The organism is Agrobacterium vaccinii, from assembly GCF_021310995.1.
Lineage (GTDB): Bacteria > Pseudomonadota > Alphaproteobacteria > Rhizobiales > Rhizobiaceae > Agrobacterium > Agrobacterium vaccinii.
Genome location: NZ_CP054151.1, coordinates 818,243 through 835,761 on the forward strand (window position 1 = coordinate 818,243; position 17,519 = coordinate 835,761).

Annotated in this window: 15 protein-coding genes; 10 read left to right on the forward strand and 5 right to left on the reverse strand. The window is 57.4% G+C overall.

The genetic code is table 11. The annotated features are described in order from the left end of the window. The first annotated feature begins 6 nt into the window (after window positions 1-6). Complete coding sequence (locus tag HRR99_RS18880; RefSeq protein ID WP_233124362.1) at window positions 7-888, forward strand: 3-hydroxybutyryl-CoA dehydrogenase; 882 nt, start codon at window positions 7-9, stop codon at window positions 886-888. 12 nt (window positions 889-900) lie between these two features. On the opposite strand, the gene tlpA is transcribed toward HRR99_RS18880, so the two are convergent. Then, window positions 901-1,572 (reverse strand): thiol:disulfide interchange protein TlpA, encoded by a 672-nt coding sequence (gene tlpA / locus HRR99_RS18885; RefSeq protein WP_233124364.1) that lies wholly within the window; start codon window positions 1,570-1,572, stop codon window positions 901-903. A gap of 24 nt (window positions 1,573-1,596) precedes the next feature. On the opposite strand from tlpA, the gene argH reads away from it, so the two are divergent. The 5 genes from argH to HRR99_RS18910 all read left to right on the forward strand — a co-directional run bounded on the left by argH (window position 1,597) and on the right by HRR99_RS18910 (window position 8,349). Further along, window positions 1,597-2,997, forward strand: a complete 1,401-nt coding sequence (gene argH, locus HRR99_RS18890) for an argininosuccinate lyase (RefSeq protein ID WP_233124366.1) — start codon at window positions 1,597-1,599, stop codon at window positions 2,995-2,997. Between the two features lie 95 nt (window positions 2,998-3,092). Then, window positions 3,093-3,290: an LPS translocon maturation chaperone LptM gene (lptM, locus tag HRR99_RS18895; RefSeq protein WP_233124367.1), complete on the forward strand. Its 198-nt coding sequence runs from the start codon at window positions 3,093-3,095 to the stop codon at window positions 3,288-3,290. Window positions 3,291-3,301: 11 nt separating this feature from the next. After that, window positions 3,302-4,570, forward strand: a complete 1,269-nt coding sequence (gene lysA, locus HRR99_RS18900) for a diaminopimelate decarboxylase (RefSeq protein WP_233124369.1) — start codon at window positions 3,302-3,304, stop codon at window positions 4,568-4,570. A 167-nt stretch (window positions 4,571-4,737) separates the two neighbouring features. Further along, window positions 4,738-7,392 carry a TIGR02302 family protein gene (locus HRR99_RS18905; protein WP_233124371.1) on the forward strand — a complete coding sequence of 885 codons (2,655 nt, stop codon included), beginning with the start codon at window positions 4,738-4,740 and terminating at the stop codon, window positions 7,390-7,392. Window positions 7,393-7,527: 135 nt separating this feature from the next. After that, entirely contained in the window at window positions 7,528-8,349 is an 822-nt protein-coding gene (locus tag HRR99_RS18910; RefSeq protein ID WP_233124372.1) for a DUF1206 domain-containing protein, read from the forward strand. A gap of 100 nt (window positions 8,350-8,449) precedes the next feature. On the opposite strand, the gene HRR99_RS18915 is transcribed toward HRR99_RS18910, so the two are convergent. The 3 genes from HRR99_RS18915 to HRR99_RS18925 form a co-directional block, all read right to left on the reverse strand. Then, window positions 8,450-9,796: an SLC13 family permease gene (locus tag HRR99_RS18915; RefSeq protein WP_233124374.1), complete on the reverse strand. Its 1,347-nt coding sequence runs from the start codon at window positions 9,794-9,796 to the stop codon at window positions 8,450-8,452. Between the two features lie 193 nt (window positions 9,797-9,989). Next, window positions 9,990-11,504 carry a malonate--CoA ligase gene (locus tag HRR99_RS18920; RefSeq protein ID WP_233124375.1) on the reverse strand — a complete coding sequence of 505 codons (1,515 nt, stop codon included), beginning with the start codon at window positions 11,502-11,504 and terminating at the stop codon, window positions 9,990-9,992. A 25-nt stretch (window positions 11,505-11,529) separates the two neighbouring features. Continuing rightward, on the reverse strand, window positions 11,530-12,924 hold the full coding sequence (locus HRR99_RS18925; RefSeq protein WP_233124376.1) for a malonyl-CoA decarboxylase: 1,395 nt from the start codon (window positions 12,922-12,924) through the stop codon (window positions 11,530-11,532). Between the two features lie 143 nt (window positions 12,925-13,067). Here HRR99_RS18925 and HRR99_RS18930 point away from each other — a divergent pair, with 143 nt between their 5' ends. Genes HRR99_RS18930 through kynU form a run of 3 tightly spaced genes read left to right on the forward strand, consistent with a single transcriptional unit; the run spans window position 13,068 to window position 15,802 of the window. After that, window positions 13,068-13,715 (forward strand): GntR family transcriptional regulator, encoded by a 648-nt coding sequence (locus HRR99_RS18930; RefSeq protein WP_233124377.1) that lies wholly within the window; start codon window positions 13,068-13,070, stop codon window positions 13,713-13,715. 51 nt (window positions 13,716-13,766) lie between these two features. Then, a complete protein-coding gene (locus tag HRR99_RS18935; RefSeq protein ID WP_233124378.1) occupies window positions 13,767-14,606 on the forward strand; it encodes a tryptophan 2,3-dioxygenase in 840 nt (279 codons plus the stop codon). Next, entirely contained in the window at window positions 14,606-15,802 is a 1,197-nt protein-coding gene (gene kynU / locus HRR99_RS18940) for a kynureninase (RefSeq protein ID WP_233124379.1), read from the forward strand. Before HRR99_RS18935 ends, kynU begins: the two co-directional genes overlap by 1 nt. Window positions 15,803-15,851: 49 nt before the next feature. Here the strand turns inward: kynU and HRR99_RS18945 are convergent, their stop codons facing one another. Further along, entirely contained in the window at window positions 15,852-16,661 is an 810-nt protein-coding gene (locus HRR99_RS18945) for an SDR family oxidoreductase (RefSeq protein ID WP_233124380.1), read from the reverse strand. Between the two features lie 150 nt (window positions 16,662-16,811). On the opposite strand from HRR99_RS18945, the gene HRR99_RS18950 reads away from it, so the two are divergent. Next, a complete protein-coding gene (locus tag HRR99_RS18950) occupies window positions 16,812-17,465 on the forward strand; it encodes a TetR/AcrR family transcriptional regulator (RefSeq protein ID WP_233124381.1) in 654 nt (217 codons plus the stop codon). The last annotated feature ends 54 nt before the right edge of the window (window positions 17,466-17,519 follow it).

Below are 17,519 nucleotides of genomic sequence, written 5' to 3' on the forward strand. Positions count from 1 at the left end.
GACATCATGACCGCCCCAATCAAGAACGTCGGTATTATTGGCGCCGGTCAGATGGGCTGTGGCATTGCACATGTTTCTGCACTGGCGGGTTACAAGGTCCACATCTATGATCTGGCCAAGGATCGTATCGAGGCTGGACTGGCGACGATCAATGGCAATCTGGCGCGTCAGGTCAGCAACGGCAAAATGGGCGATGACGACCGCAAGGCCGCGCTGTCGCGCATCGGCGGCTCATCCGACGTCAACGACCTTGCAGCCATGGATCTGGTGATAGAAGCAGCGACGGAGCACGAAGAAACCAAGCGCAAGATTTACGCGCAGATCTGCCCGGTGCTGAAGCCTGAGGCGCTTCTTGCAACCAATACATCCTCGCTCTCCATCACCCGCCTTGCATCGGCAACCGACCGTCCCGAGCAGTTCATGGGCATCCACTTCATGAACCCGGTGCCGGTGATGAAGCTGGTGGAACTGGTGCGCGGCATTGCCACCGGCGAACAGACTTTCGAGACCGCCAAGAATTTCGTGCGTTCGCTGGATAAGGCCATCACCGTTGCCGAAGACTTCCCGGCCTTTATCGTCAACCGTATTCTGCTGCCAATGATCAATGAAGCGATCTACACGCTATACGAAGGTGTCGGCTCCGTCGAAGCCATCGATACCGCCATGAAACTGGGCGCGAACCACCCGATGGGACCCTTGCAACTGGCCGACTTCATCGGCCTCGACACGTGTCTGTCGATCATGCAAGTGCTGCATGATGGCCTGGCAGACAGCAAGTATCGCCCCTGCCCGCTGCTGGTCAAATATGTCGAAGCGGGATGGCTTGGCCGCAAATCCGGTCGCGGCTTTTACGATTATCGCGGCGAAACTCCCGTTCCCACGCGGTAATGTCACACGGCGTTACGGCGCCGCCTTGGCCGTATCGATCAGCAACTTGGCATCAGGGCCGTCCCATGCGGCAGGTCCGTTCATGGATGCCAGAAGGCAGCCTTTGTCATCGATGAGAAGGGTTGCCGGAAGCCCGAAGGCGAGGCCTTCCTTTTTCAAGGCGTTGAACACGCCCATCGTGCTGTCCCGGTAGAGCTTGAGCGAATCGATGCCGTATTCGCTCATGAAGGTTTTGGGCTTCTCGTCATCACCGGTATCGATATTGACGGTGACGACCTCGAATCCATCCCCGCCTTTCTCCTTCTCCAGCGCGTTCAGCGCGGGCATTTCCTCGCGGCAGGGCACGCACCATGTGGCCCACAGGTTGAGAAGAACCGCCTTGCCCTTGAGATCGGCCTCGGTCATGGCGGCACCATCAGGTCCCTTGAACGACAGCGGCACGACACGAGGGCGTTCATTGGCCGACATGGCGGCGACCTGCCCCTTCAGAAGCGGCTTCAACGAGGCTATGCGCTTGGCGGCACCCTCACATAAACCCGCTTGCGCCACTGCTGCCCCTTGAACCTGACCCTCAGACCCAATAAGCCTGAACGCCACCACACCCGCACCGCAGACGACACCGGCGATAGCGGCAATTGCAACAAGTCTGGCGGAAGGAAGCCTGAAAGGCGTTTTTTCTGTCATATAATACTCCAGGGCAGGCGAAGAATGGCTGACGGCATCGAACAAAAATCCTCCAACCAGATGTGGGGCGGACGTTTCGCTTCCGGTCCTTCAGCTATCATGGAAGAGATAAATGCCTCTATCGGCTTCGACAAGAAGCTTTATGCGCAGGACATCCGCGGCTCAATAGCGCATGCCACCATGCTGGCGGCAAAAGCCATTATTTCCGACGAAGATAAAGACAAGATCATTCACGGCCTGAACACGATCCTGTCAGAGATAGAAGCCGGGACGTTCCAGTTTTCGCGCAAGCTCGAAGACATCCACATGAACATTGAGGCGCGTCTTGCCGACCTCATCGGTCCCGCCGCTGGACGTCTGCACACTGCCCGGTCGCGCAACGATCAGGTGGCACTCGATTTCCGTCTTTGGGTCAAGGAAGAGCTTCAGAAAACCGAGGGCATGCTGACGGCCCTGATCGCGGCCTTTCTCGACCGCGCCCAGGAACATGCCGACACCGTCATGCCGGGCTTCACCCATCTCCAGACCGCTCAGCCGGTGACCTTCGGTCATCACTGCATGGCCTATGTGGAGATGTTCGGGCGCGACCGCGCGCGCGTTCGCCACGCCATCGAGCACATGGATGAAAGCCCGATTGGCGCCGCGGCCCTCGCGGGAACCGGCTACCCCATCGACCGCCACATGACGGCCAATGCGCTGGGCTTCCGCGAGCCGACCCGCAACTCCATCGACACGGTCTCCGATCGCGATTTTGCGCTGGAATTCCTGTCCATCGCCTCCATCTGCGCCACGCATCTTTCACGCCTTGCCGAAGAAATCGTCATCTGGTCGACGCCGCAGTTCGGCTTTATCCGGCTGTCCGATGCGTTCTCGACCGGCTCTTCCATCATGCCGCAGAAGAAAAACCCGGATGCCGCCGAACTGGTACGTGCCAAGACCGGCCGCATCAACGGCTCGCTGATTGCCCTTTTGACCATCATGAAGGGCCTGCCGCTCGCCTATTCCAAGGATATGCAGGAAGACAAGGAACAGGTTTTTGATTCCGCCGAGAGCCTGGAATTGGCAATTGCGGCAATGACCGGGATGATCCGCGACCTCGAGGTGCGCGTCGATAAGATGCGCGACGCCGCAGGCTCTGGCTATTCCACGGCAACCGATCTGGCAGACTGGCTGGTGCGAGAGGCAGGCCTTCCCTTTCGCGATGCCCATCACGCAACCGGCCATGCCGTGGCACTTGCTGAAAAGAAAGGCTGCGATCTGGGCGATCTGTCTCTGGAAGAATTGCAGTCGATCAATCCGGCGATCACCGCTGGCATTTTCGATGTGCTTTCGGTGGAGGCATCTGTTGCCAGCCGCACAAGCTTTGGCGGCACGGCGCCCTCTGAAGTGCGCAAGCAGATTGCCTGGTGGCGCACAAAGAACTGATCAATCTGGCGTTAGGCCAGCATCAAAAGAAACAGGGTGCACAAGCGCCCTGTTTTTCGTTATCAGGAATGAAGAGATTTCCTTTGGACAGGCCCATGCTTTTAAAAACCCTGCGTAGTTTCATCGTTCCAGTCGGCCTGACGCTTGCCGTCGGCCTCGCGCTTTCTGGCTGCGGCCGCAAAGGCGACATCGACAAGCCAAGCACGCCGAAGGAAGAGCGCAACCTTCGCTCGACGGATGGCAAAGTGGAAACAACGCCAGAGCGGCCATTCATTCTCGACAAGCTCCTGTAAGGTCTGCCATCGTGAACCATTTCCACTATATCGACGGCGTGCTTCACGCTGAAAACGTCCCCGTGTCTGAAATTGCCAAGGCAGTCGGCACACCCTTCTACGTCTATTCCACGGCGACGCTGGAACGGCACTACAGAGTGTTTGCCGAAGCCTTCAGCGATGTCGATTCCATGGTTTGCTATGCCATGAAGGCCAATTCCAATCAGTCCGTACTCAAGACGCTGGCAAAGCTCGGTGCGGGCATCGATGTTGTATCGGGCGGCGAGTTGCGGCGTGCGCTGGCAGCGGGTGTTCCCGCAAGCCGCATCATGTTCTCCGGCGTCGGCAAAACGGTGGCCGAGATGGATTTCGCACTGGAAGCAGGCATTTACTGTTTCAACATTGAGTCCGAGCCGGAGTTGGAGATTCTGAACCTGCGCGCCATCAAGGCTGGCAAGCGTGCGCATGTCTCCTTCCGCATCAACCCGGATGTGGATGCGGGCACCCATGCCAAGATCTCGACCGGCAAGAAGGAAAACAAGTTCGGCATCGCCTATGAACGCGCGCGCGGTGTCTATGCGCATGCGGCGACGCTGCCTGGTATTCAGGTCAGCGGTATCGATATGCATATCGGCAGCCAGATCACCGAACTCCAGCCTTTCGAAGACGCATTCCGGTTGCTACGTGAACTGGTGGAAGCACTACGCGGCGATGGCCACACGATCAACCATGTCGATATCGGTGGCGGCCTTGGCATTCCCTACAAGGAAGACAACAACCCGCCGCCTCTGCCGGATGCCTACGCCTACATTGTCAAGAACGAGTTGCAGAGCCTCAACTGCAAGATCATCACCGAGCCGGGCCGACTGATCGTCGGCAATGCCGGCATTCTGGTTACCGAAGTCATCTATGTCAAAGATGGAGGCGATAAGACCTTCGTCATCGTCGACGGTGCGATGAACGATCTCATTCGCCCAACTCTTTATGAGGCCTATCACGGCATTCGCCCGGTGGTGCAGCCTGCCGCAGATACGCCACGCATCAAAGCCGATGTCGTCGGCCCGGTCTGCGAAACCGGCGACTATCTGGCACTCGACCGCGAGATGGCGGCACCCCAGCCGGGCGATCTGATCGCCGTCAGCTCTGCGGGTGCCTACGGTGCGGTACAGGCAGGCACTTACAACTCGCGCCTGCTGGTACCGGAAGTGTTGGTGAAGGGTGACGAATTCCACACCATCCGTCCGCGCGGTACGTATGAAGAGCTGATCGCGCTGGATTCGGTGCCCGCCTGGCTGGATTGACGCGGTCAACGATCACGATTGAGCGAAATGCGCTGAAAAATGGACGCTGGAACCCAGCCGCCCTCGTCTTCGCCATAAAGAATGGTATCGTTGTTACGTTGCATTGAGTTCAGTCGTTGTTCCCCGGAATGGCGAAATCGGGTGGCCAGAACCGGGAGAGCGGATTGATGACCACATCCAGACAGGGCGGAAAAGGCGCTTTCGAAGGCAGACCGGAGCTTGCACGCCGCGTGGCGGCCAAGCGCTTCTTCGCAAAACAAGTGCTTTTTGCCGAGCGCATCGCGCCGAAAACACTGCTTCCGCTGTCGCTTGCTGCTGTGTTTGTAGCGCTGGCCTGGTTCGGGCTGTACCGGCAGATGCCGGATGTTCTACGCATCGCCATTGTCTTCGTCCTGATCTTCGCATTCATCACCTCGCTGCTCCCCATCGCGCACATCAAATGGCCGACCAAGGACGAGGCCTCTCGTCTGCTTGAGGCCCGAAACGGTCTGGCGCACCAACCGGTTGGCGTTCAGGAAGATGAGCCCGCGTTCGAGACACCGTTTGCGCGCGCCCTATGGAAAGAGCATCAGCTTCGCATGGCCGAGCGCATCGCAGGACTGGATGCCGGTCTTCCCAGACCAGACATCGCCCGCCATGACCGTATGGCCCTGCGTGCCATTCCCGCGCTCATTCTTGTTGCCGCTTTCGGTTTTTCCTTTTCCAATGGCGCAGGCAATATCGCAGATGCTTTCCGCAACGCTCCATCGGGTGGCCCAGACAATCCTGACATCCGGCTAGACGCCTGGGTCACGCCGCCGTCCTATACGGGGCGTGCGCCGATTTTTCTGACCGGAAATAATGCTGCGGCCACTGACACGGTTTCTCTGCCGCAATCCTCGAAACTGACCATCCGCATGACGGGTGGCGATGGCGATGAAGAGGTGACGTTCGAGCCGCAAGAGGCGGGCCAGTTGCAAAAGCTGGCACCGGAGGCAGGCGAACAGAAAAGTACCGCCTCACCGGCCAGTACCGCCAACGAGACCAATGTGCCTCGTGCCCCGAGAACGTTCTCCATGGACATTAAGGAAAGCGGAACGATTGAGGCCAATGGTCAGGAATGGCAGTTCAACGTCATCCCGGACCGCGCGCCCACCATTGCCTTCGATAAGCTTCCCCGCCGCGCTGTCAATGGTTCGCTGGAAATCGGCTTTACTGCGAAGGACGATTACGGTGTGCGGGAAGCGCACGCGATCATCGAGCCCGTTGGCGTGGCAAGCGATGCGACACCACTGTATCCACCGCCCGAGTTCAAACTTGACCTGCCGCGCCAGAACCCGCGCGACATGAAGGGTGTGACCAGCCGCAACCTGACCGAACACCCGATGGCGGGCAAAAAGGTTCGTATCACATTAGTTGCCACCGATGGTGCAGGACAAACTGGGCGCAGTCCCTCGCAGGTCATGACGTTACCCGGGCGCAATTTTTCCGAGCCCCTCGCCGCATCCATCGTTGAGCAAAGGCAGATTTTCTCGCTCGATACGCGACAGATGCCGAAGGCGATTGCCTATAATGAGGCGGTCGGCATGCGCCCGGATGAGACGATACCGAACACCACGCATTACCTGCTGCTGCAATCTGCCAGAACGCGCATGAAGCTGGCCTACAATGAGGAAATGCTGAAGAACACCGCCGACTATCTTTGGGAAATTGCGCTGGGAATTGAAGACGGCGATCTTTCGCAGGCTGAGCGGAAGTTGCGTGACGCGCAGTCCGCATTGTCCGATGCGCTGGAACGCAAGGCACCGGATGAAGAGGTTGCCAAGCTGATGCAGGAGCTACGCGAGGCGATGAACGAGTTCATGAAGGAACTTGCCCAACGCATGCAGAACGCACCGCAGGCTAATATGAACCAGCAGGCGCAGAATGTGCTGCGTCAGCGCGATCTGGAAAACATGATGAACCAGATAGAAAATCTCGCCCGGTCTGGTAATCGCGATGCCGCACAGGAAATGCTCTCGCAATTGCAGCGGATGATGAACAACTTGCAGGCGGGTCGCCCACAGCGCGGACAGCAGGGTCAACAACAGCAGCAAAACAGCCAGTTGCGCCAGCAGATCGATAAGCTGGGTGAGATCATGCAGCAGCAGCAAAAGCTGATGGATGAGACCTTCAAGCTCGATCAGGCGCTTCGCGACCGGATGCAACGCGGTGACCCACAGCCCGGCCAGGAGGGCGGCGATCCGCAAATGGGCGAAAACGGCGAACCGCCAGTCCAGCAAAATCCGCAGCAGGGTCAAAATGGCCAGAACCCGACCGACCAGATGACGGCTGAGCAGTTGCGCGATGCGTTGAAAAAGCTGCGCGAGCAGCAGGACGGTCTTGGAAAGCAACTCGGTGAACTGCAAAAAGGCCTTCGCGACCTTGGAATGGAGCCCGGCCAGAACTTCGGCAAGGCCGAGCAGGAAATGAAGGGCGCAGGCGAGGCACTGGGCGACAGCCAGGGCGAGCAGGCGGTTCAGGGCCAAGGCAATGCACTGAACGCACTTCGCCAAGGCGCTCAGGATATGATGGGCCAGATCATGCAGGCGATGCGCCAGCCCGGCCAGCAACCGGGTCAAGAGGGCATGATGGGTCAAGGCGGTCAGAACGGGCGCGACCCGCTTGGACGCCCGCGTGAAAACAACGGACCCGACTTCGGCGATAATCAGGTGAGAGTACCGGACGAAATCGACGTCCAGCGGGCGCGCGAAATTCTCGAGGCCATCAGAGAAAAGCTCGGCAACAACCCGCCCGGCGAAACGGAACGCCGTTATCTCGAGCGCCTTCTGGACATTCAATAGGCGTCAGATGTGGATGGCATAGGCTCAGCAGCAAGCAGAGCGGTGGAAAAGTCGGACTATTAAAGCGATCGCGCATAAACTTTCGCGATAGTTACGCGTTGTCTGTTCATCGAAACATGACAGCAGGACACATCTATGCCCCTTAATCTACGCTTCGAACTCCTGGCAAAGTTCGGCTATGCCGCCAGAGGGGTGGTCTTTCTGCTCGTTGCCGCACTTGCTGTCTTCTCAGGCGTCGCCAATGGGGAGGCCGATTCCAAGTCGGCGATCTCTTCTCTTCTTGAACAGCCCTTTGGTCGGATATGGGTCGGCATGATCGGGCTTGGCCTGTTCGGCTTCGTCGCGTGGCGACTGGCGCAAGCTCTGGCCGACAGTGACGGCCATGGCACCGGCGGAAAGGCTATCGTCATCAGGGCTGCCCTCCTTGGCAGTGCCTTCACCTATTTTGGTCTGGCGACATACGCCACCGGCCATGCCATGCTTTCAGGCGGTGGCAGCGAAGGTTCGGGCGAGCAGGGGATGGCGCAGTGGATCATGTCACAGCCGTTCGGGTCTTATCTGGCAATCGCTGTTGGTACCGGCTTCATCATCGGTGGCTGCGTAACCGCCGCCAAAGGCATTTTGCGCAAGTTTGAAAAATACATCAAAGTACCAGACGAGCACGGCATCGTTGCCTGGATCTGCGTTTACGGCCTCGTGGCACGCGGCATCGTGTTTGCGGTAACGGGAATTCTGTTTGCCTATGCCGGGTTTAAGGTCGATCCAGAACAGGCGGGCAGCATGTCTGATGCGTTACAATGGCTTCGCCAGCTTCCATTCGGCTCCGCCGTTTATCTCATCGTCGCAGTGGGCCTCGCCGCTTTCGGCATCTACAATCTCGTGGCGGCCCGTTACCGCACCGTTCGCGGTCCGTCCTTATCAGACATCAAGCGTGCCGTTCCCTTGAAGGGGATGTAGAACACCTACCGATCTGGATATGAGATACTGGCCCCACAATATAAACAGGGCGGCATCCATGGACGCCGCCCTGTTTGATGTTGTCGATGAAATCCAATCGTCAGATCACACCCGGCACCACGAAAACCAGCCACGCAACGATGGGGCCGATGATCGCGATCAGCGCGCTATAGATCAGCAATTGCCGGAGGACCTGCTGTCTGCTTTCATCCGGCGCGTTGGCGACAACCAGCGCACCATTGGTGGAAAACGGGCTTGTATCGACAATCGTCGTGGAGATGGCGATTGCAGCGACGACGCCGACCGCGCTGACATGCCCCTGCAAAAGGAAGGGAACGGCGAGCGGAATGATGGCCCCGAGCAGTGCCGTAGAAGAGGCGAAAGCCGAAACAATGGCACCCGTGAAGCACAGCAGCAATGCGACCAGCATGGGCATCCCCAGACTGGAAATGCCATGGGCCACGTAATCGACGGTGCCTGCTTTTTCCATCACGCCGACATAGGTGATGATACCCGCGATCAACAACACGGTTGACCAGCTGACCTTGTCGATCGCTGCCTTCTGGGTTTTGGGTGACAACAATGCAAGGACGACCGCAACCGTGATTGCCACAAGGCCGACGTTGAATTTGAAGACCAGTGCACCGACACCCAGCAGCGTCAGACCGATCAAAGTAACGATCCTCTCATTATTCAACGTGATGGTGGAGGTGGTGTCGCCAGCCGTTCCATAACCATGCTGCTTGATCGGACCCGCAGGCGTACCGCCGTGTCCCCGAATCGATTCGGCCACGCCTTCCGGGTGGAGGTCAGGCAGAGGGCCGGATGATGCCGATATCTGCCGTGCAATCTTTGCACCGCCGAAAACGAAGAACACCAGTACCGCGATTGCCAGATTGAAAAAGAAGCTGGACAGAAACAGCGACGTTGGAGCGAAAGGCAATCCCGCCTTCGCGACGATCTGGTTGGTAATGCCACCATAGATGCTGATTGGCGAAAATCCGCCTGCCTGGGCGCCGTGGATGACCATCAGGCCCATCATGACCGGGTGGATACGGTACTGGACGGCAAAACTCAGCGCGACTGGCGCAAGAATGGCGACAGCAGCTGGCCCCAGAGCCCCGAAACCGGTGATGATGGCCGCGACCAGAAACATCACCCAGGGAATCAGACCGATACGCCCGCGCACCACGCGCACCGCACCTTCGACCAGCCAGTCGATCGTGCCGTTGATCTGCGCGATACCGAACAGATAGGTCACGGCAACGAGTGTCAAAAACAAGTCACTCGGGAAACCAGCGAAAATGTCGTTGGTCTTCATTCCGATGACGATCGTACCCAGCACAAAGGCGCCTGCAAATGCCAGTGCACCCATGTTGATCGGCTGTATCGTCGCGATGATGAACATCGCAATGAGCAGCCCTATGGACAGCAATTCAATACCCATGGTCTCCCTCTCCCTCCGGCGCCTCCCGCGCCTTGAAGCGTCATGCGTCCATGAGGATGCGCGACGGACGCTTCGATCTTCCGAATTGACGCATTTCGCTTTGCGAAAACCGTTTCCAGTTTTTGAGCGGATGCTGTGGTGGCTCTTTCAGTGGTGATGCGGACGCGCGTGTTCTCCCCACACGCGGCCCTATTCACGTTGCAGCGTAAAGCTGCGCAAATTGCTGACGCAGAACGTTTTTCTGGACCTTGCCCATCGTGTTCCGTGGCAGGTCATCGGCGAAGATGATCCGTTTCGGCTGCTTGTAGCGGGCAAGTCTGTCAGCCAGCGCACCAATGATCTGCGTTTCGTCCAGCGCAGCACCCGGCTTTTTCACGACAATGGCCGTAACGCCTTCACCGAAGTCGGGATGCGGTACACCGATGACCGCGCTTTCCACGACGCCCTCGATTTGATCGATCTCGCTCTCGACCTCTTTTGGATAGATGTTGTAGCCGCCTGAGATCACCAGATCCTTGCCGCGACCGACGATGTGAACATATCCGTCACTGTCGATCTTGCCGAGATCTCCGCTGATGAAGAAGCCATCTGCGGTAAATTCGGCAGCGGTCTTTTCAGGCATACGCCAGTAGCCCTTGAAAACATTCGGGCCCTTGATCTCGATCATGCCGGTCTCATTTTCCGGCAGCATTTCACCTGACACGGGATCGGTGATCCTGACCGTCACGCCCGGCAGAGGCCGTCCGACGGTACCGGCAATTCTGTCGCCATCGTAAGGGTTGGATGTGTTCATGTTTGTTTCGGTCATGCCGTAACGCTCGAGAATGGCGTGACCGGTCTTGGCCTTGAAGTCCACATGCGTTTCGCTAAGCAATGGCGCCGAGCCGGAGATGAAAAGGCGCATGGAGGCGACCGCATTCTGGTCGAGACGCGGGCTTTGCAGCAGGCGCACATAGAATGTCGGTACGCCCATCAGGAGTGTTGCCTGCGGCATTAGCGACAGAACTTCCTCCGGGTCGAACTTCGGCAGCAAAATCATCGAAGCGCCAGACAGAAGCGTCACATTCGTCGCGACGAACAGGCCATGGGTGTGGAAAATCGGCAACGCGTGGATCAGGCGGTCCTGAGCGGACACTTGCCAGACATCGCGAAGCGTCAGTGCATTGGACAGAAGATTGTCATGCGTGAGCATGGCGCCTTTCGAGCGTCCCGTCGTGCCCGAGGTGTAAAGAATAGCGGCGAGATCATCAGGCGCGCGAGCGGCATCGACGAAGTCGATCGGCTGTTCTTTCGCCAGATCCATGAGCGAGCCGGTGCCGTTTGCATCGAGCGTTTCAACCTTCGCACCATGCGGTTTGGCGATCGTCTCCACGCTGTCGCGCGAGGAAGAAGACACCACCACGAGCCTTGGCTGTGCATCTCCGATGAAATAGTCCAACTCGGCAAGCGTGTAAGCGGTGTTGAGCGGCAGATAGACAGCGCCGCTGCGTACGCAGGCGAGATAGAGTATCAGAGCTTCGGCGCTCTTCTCGACCTGGACGGCTACTCTGTCGCCGGGGCTTATGCCGAGCCGGTCGATCGTATTTGCGATCTGCCCGGATAGATCGAACACGTCGCCATAGGTCCATGAACGCCCGCCGTTCAACAAAATGAACGGCGCGTCGTTACGCGCGGACGCTTTTATGGCGTCGAAAAGGTGGTTAGTCATTGGTCCCTCCCTCACTATCTTGTCTTTATGATTTTCGCGGCCTGCTTTGAAAGCCGCCGGCATTTGCTGCTGTCTTGAGATCGCCGCGCTGCTTCAACAATGTCCTCACAACAGGTGATGCAGCCACCTCGCCCCGTTGCGCGAGCGCTTCATGGTTGGCCACGATATCATCCAGCTTGTAAAGATAATTGACCATCAGACCATGCGCCTGCTTCATCGCCTTTGGCGAACGGTCGCCAAGGAAGTTAAGTCTTTCAAGACGTGCGCCGTTGCCAAGATGGAAGCGCGCCACGGGATCGATTGGACGACCATCTGCTGTTTTCGCGGTGAGAAAGTAATGCGCGGCCATCGGGAGAATAATGCGCTCGATCTTGGCAACAACCTCAGCATCATCGCTCCAGGAAGACTTATCCATCGCCGACAGCGTCGCGCGCTCCTCGCTCGACAGGGCGGGATCGTTTTCTGCGGTACGGATGGCGGAAAGCCAGCGCGCAAAACCGGGCACGGGCGACAGGGTGACGAAGTTGGTCAGACCCGGTAGCTCTTTCTTCAGGTCATCGACGACCTGCTTGATCAGAAAATTACCGAAGGAAATACCGCGCAGGCCATCCTGACAGTTGGAGATGGAGTAGAAGACGGCCGTCGTTGCCTCGTCGGCTGCGATCTGCTCGCGGGTTTCATCCAGCACGTCGTGAATGTTGGCCGGGACCGCACGCGTCAACGCAACCTCAACGAAAACGAGGGGTTCGTCGGCAAGGCGGGGATGGAAGAACGCAAAGCAACGTCTGTCGGATGGCGCCAGCCTGCGGCGAAGCTCTTCCCATCCGGCGATCTCGTGCACCGCCTCGTAAGCGATGATCTTTTCCAGAATATTGGCCTGTGTCGACCATTCTATTGGCCTCAGCGACAGGAATCCACGGTTGAACCATGAGCTGAAAAGGTGCGTGAAGTCGGCGTCCAGCGCCTGAAAACCCTTTTCCTTCTCTTTCAGTCGCAACAGTTTTTCCCGCATCCGAACCAGACGGGCCGTGCCGCTCGGGGCCTGATTGAGGCGACGCAGCAATTCCTGCCGTCGTGGTTCTGCCGCCTGATGAAGCCCGATCACCGCAGCAGAGCTTTGTTCCTTACGATAGGTTTCGATGGCCTGCTCGAGCTTGGCCGTATCGGGACCGAATTTCTCCGACAGCAGAACGAAAAACTGACGTGCGCCATCGGTGTCGAGCCTGCTCCACCGGTCCAGAATCTCAGCGGCCAGCGCCATGCCGGATGCCTCACCACGGCTCGACAGCAACATTTCGCACAGCGTTTCTGTGTCTGCATTGGCAGCGACATCTGCAACCCGGGAGCCGGAAAACAGCAGTTTGCGACCGCGGTCGGTGATGCTCTGGAGCATGTCCGTAAAAAACGAAGTCTCAGACATATCAGTCCTCCCTGATAAAAGCTCTCACGGCGTCTTCCCACACGCCGCCGTTGCCGGTAGCATGTAAGCTCTCAAGACTTGTGCACTCTGTCAAGCATCTTGTATACAAGATTTACCTAATTGTATTTCTGGAGCTGAAGCACATGTCAGAAAACGTTGGCCGGTGGCTGCGGGATGAGATCGAAAACTCGATACTTTCCAATGAGTTCGCACCGGGTGAGCGGCTTGACGAAACCGTTTTGGCCACACGTTTTGGTGTTTCAAGAACCCCCGTACGCGAAGCACTGATGCAACTGGATGCGATCGGCCTCATCGAAATCCGGCCCCGGCGCGGTGCAGTCGTCATCGATCCGGGCCCTCACCGCGTCTATGAAATGTTCGAGGTCATGGCCGAAATGGAGGGGCTGGCGGGCTCTCTTGCCGCAAGACGGCTGGATGCCGGTTCACGCGAAGCGATTAAAACAGCCCATAGCCGTTGCGAACAATCGGCCTCTGCCGAAGACAGCGACGCCTATTATTACGACAATGAGGAATTTCACAAAGCCATCTACATCGCCAGCCAAAGCGAATTCCTGCAGGAGCAATGCCTGCAACTGCACCGGCGGCTTCGCCCGTATCGGCGTCTGCAATTGCGCGTCCGCAACCGTCTTTCGACGTCATTTCAGGAGCACTGCGCTATTATCGATGCGATTTTTACGGGCGATGGCGAAGAGGCCCGCCGCCTGCTACGCGCTCATGTCGGCATTCAGGGGGAAAGGTTCAGCGACCTCGTGGCCAACATGGCGCGGTAAGATGTGTCGACCCGTTCGGCCCGGCGATATTTTTGAAAGGTAACGAATATTATGGCTGAGACTATTTATGATCCAGGCACCGAGGGTGCGAAAATGTCGTTCAAGGGGGCAATGTCCTATGGCGATTACCTTCATCTCGATGGAATTCTCAACCAGCAGCAGCCGCTAAGCCAGGCGCATGACGAGATGTTGTTCATCATACAGCATCAGACCAGCGAGTTGTGGATGAAGCTTGTGATTCACGAGTTGAATGCAGCCCGTAACGCCTTGAAGGCGGGCGATACATCCGGCATGTTCAAGATGCTCGCCCGCGTGTCGCGCATTTTCGAACAGTTGAACAATGCATGGGATGTTTTGCGGACCATGACACCTGCCGACTACACGCGATTTCGCGATGCGCTCGGCCCTTCCTCCGGGTTTCAATCCTATCAGAACCGCATGATCGAGTATGTGCTCGGCAACAGAAATCCACATTTGCTAAAGCCGCACGAGCACCGCCCGGAAATTCACCAGATGCTGGTGGATGAGTTGGACCGCCCCAGCTTTTACGATGAAGTCATCACCTATCTCTTTCGTGTGGTGGATGGCTCCGAAGAGCATGTCCCGCCGCCTCAGCTCCATTCGCCTCACGCAAAAATTCCCGAGGTGCAGGCGCGCTGGAAAATCGTCTACGAGAATATCGACAAATACTGGGCGCTCTATGAGCTCGGCGAAAAGCTTGTCGATATCGAAGATTATTTTCGCCGATGGCGTTTCAACCATGTCACGACAGTGGAACGGGTGATTGGCTTCAAGCGCGGCACGGGTGGAACCGCTGGCGTCGAGTATCTTAGAAAAATGTTGAGCGTCGAATTATTTCCAGAGCTTTGGCATCTGCGTGGAGACTTGTGATGACACTGAAAACAGTTTTGCGAAAAGAACGTTTCGATCTGCCAGAGGGCATCATCTATCTCGATGGCAACTCCCTTGGCCCGTTGCCTGCCAATGCCGTGGAAAGCGCCACCAGAACGATCAAGCAGGAGTGGGGCGTAGAACTCATCCGCGCCTGGAACAGCGCCGGGTGGATTTCCCTTCCGCAGCGCGTGGGAGACAAGATCGCCCGATTGATCGGCGCACCGGCAGGTTCGGTTGCGACGGGAGATACACTGTCCATCAAGGTCTATCAGGCTGTCGCCGCCGCTCTTAAAATGCGCCCCGACCGCAAGGTCATCCTCTCCGACAGCGGGAATTTCCCCTCTGATCTCTACATGATCGGCGGACTGATCGAGACGATTGGCGGTGATTACCGCCTGCTCACGCCCGCACCCGATGAGGTCAGCCAGCACATTGATGAAACGGTCGCCGTCGTGATCCTCACACAGGTCGATTACCGAACCGGACGCATGCACGACATGGCGGCGCTGACTCGCAAGGCGCAGGACGCAGGTGCCGTGGTAATCTGGGATTTGGCCCACAGCGCCGGAGCCGTGCCGGTGGATTTGGCGGGTTGCGGCGCCGAATTTGCTGTTGGCTGTACCTATAAATATCTCAATGGCGGCCCCGGCTCGCCAGCCTTCATCTATGTCCGGCCCGACATCATCAACGACGTCAAACCCGCACTGGCCGGATGGATGGGGCATGACGCACCCTTCGCGATGGAGCTTTCCTATCGGCCAGCCATGTCGACGGAAAGGCTGCGCGTCGGAACGCCCGCCATCGTGCAGCTATCGATTCTCGACCAAGCCCTCGATCTCTGGGACGGCGTGGAGATGAGCGATGTGAGGCACGTCTCCGTCAAGTTGACCGAAATGTTCATTGAGGGTGTAGAAGCGCGGTGCCCGGACCTCAAACTTGCGTCTCCGAGGCAGAGCGAACTGCGCGCATCGCAAGTGTCGTTCCGGTTCGAGCATGGCTACGAAGCAATCCAAGCCCTTATCGATCACGGCGTGATCGGCGACTTCCGCGCACCTGATATCATGCGTTTCGGGTTCTGCCCTCTGTTCGTTGGAGAAGATGACGTGGTCAACGCCATCGAGATCATGGCAAAGGTCATCAACGAGCGGCTCTGGGACAATCCGAAATATCGGATACGCTCAAGAGTGACGTGAAAAGGTTTGAGATCCTCACGCGCAATCGGCACATCAGCCGCCGCGAGGGTTATTTACGCCCGCGGAAATTATCCATCGTATGATATATACGCAGCCATTCACCACCGATCTTGTCAAACCAGCGCAAGGGCAAAATGCCCCGCAGGAGTGGCACCAGATTGATAATCCATGGCAGACGTAAAAAGATGCGATCGGATTTGATGGCTGCGATCACGCGGTCTGCGACATACTCCGCTTTGAGAATGGGGATGAAGGGAGAGCGCACGCCAGCGAACATGCCAGTGTCGATGTAATAGGGTGTCACCGTTGTTACGCCGACGCCGGTTTTGGCCCTCTTCATTTCGACGCGCAATGAGTCGGACCAGCCAATCATTGCCCATTTGCTGGCACAATACACCGACATCTTGGGATTGGGCACGAAGCCCGCTGCCGAGGCTATGTTGACGATATGGCCACTGCCGCGAGCGATCATGCCGGGCAGGAATTCCTTTGCGACATAGATCGGTGCCAGTGTGTTCACATCCATCGTCAGCGATATATCTTTCGAGCTATGCTCGACAAAGGTTTTTCCGACAATCACACCCGCATTATTGACCACAATGTCGACCGCAATACCGGCTGCCCTCACTTCGTCCGCGGCGGCCTCGATGCGGGCAGGATCGACCAGATCAACTGTGTATCCAGACACACGGAAGCCTTCCGCGCTAAACGCCGCTACCGTTCCGTGCAATGCCTGCTCTTGAATGTCCCAGATTACCAGATGCGTTGCACCCTGATCGAGAAATCGTCTTCCCATCAGCCGCCCGATGCCGGATGCGCCGCCGGTAATCAGAACCGTCTTCCCGTTCAAATTTTTCAAAAAAACGTCCTCCTCCAACGAGTTTGCTCACCTTTTTAAAAAGGAGAGCAATAACTCTACTTTTTTAGTTTTATTCCCAGTAATGCCTAACGTCAACGAGTGATATTTGGTATTGCCCTGCGAAAGACCGCCATTGCGGAAAGGCTGACGATGTCGTTGAAATCAACTGTTGCTGATGCCGAAGCTCTAGCCTCTGGCGTAAGGCGTATACCCGTTCAGGAACGGGGACGACGACGCGTACAGCAATTGCTGGATGCGGCAGCGGACGTGATTACGGAAGTGGGCGTCGATAATGCGACGACGAATGCGATTGCGGCGCGCGCAAACACCTCCGTCGGCGTGCTCTACAAGTTCTTCCCCAACAAGCAGGCGTTGGTCGAAGCAATGGCACAAAAATATGTGACGGAAATAGAAGGGCTGATCAGTCAGCAGGAGCACGAGGGCATTGCCGATTGGCCACTTCGCGACGCTATCGAGTGGATCGTTCGCGCTACCGTCGTCTTCCACAAGACAAACCCTGCTTTCCACCATGTCTATCGCGCAGTGCGCGGCAGTAGCGCTGGCAAAAGTGCAAGCCTTCTCGATCACACCAAGGCCGTCATATCCCATCTCCTGACATTGCGGATGCCAAACACGGGCACCGATCGGGACCTGCACGCCACAATCGTCGTGGAAGCTGCTCATGCCCTGATCGTTCACGCCTGCACGTTACCGGCGCAGGATCGAACGCGCCTGACGGAAGAGACCATTGTCCTTCTCACCCGTTATCTTGAGCCGGAATATGTGCTGCCCCAGACAAAATGATAGCAGTGGCATTCGCAACCGCAAAGTCATGCCCTTGATGACGCGAAAGCGTTA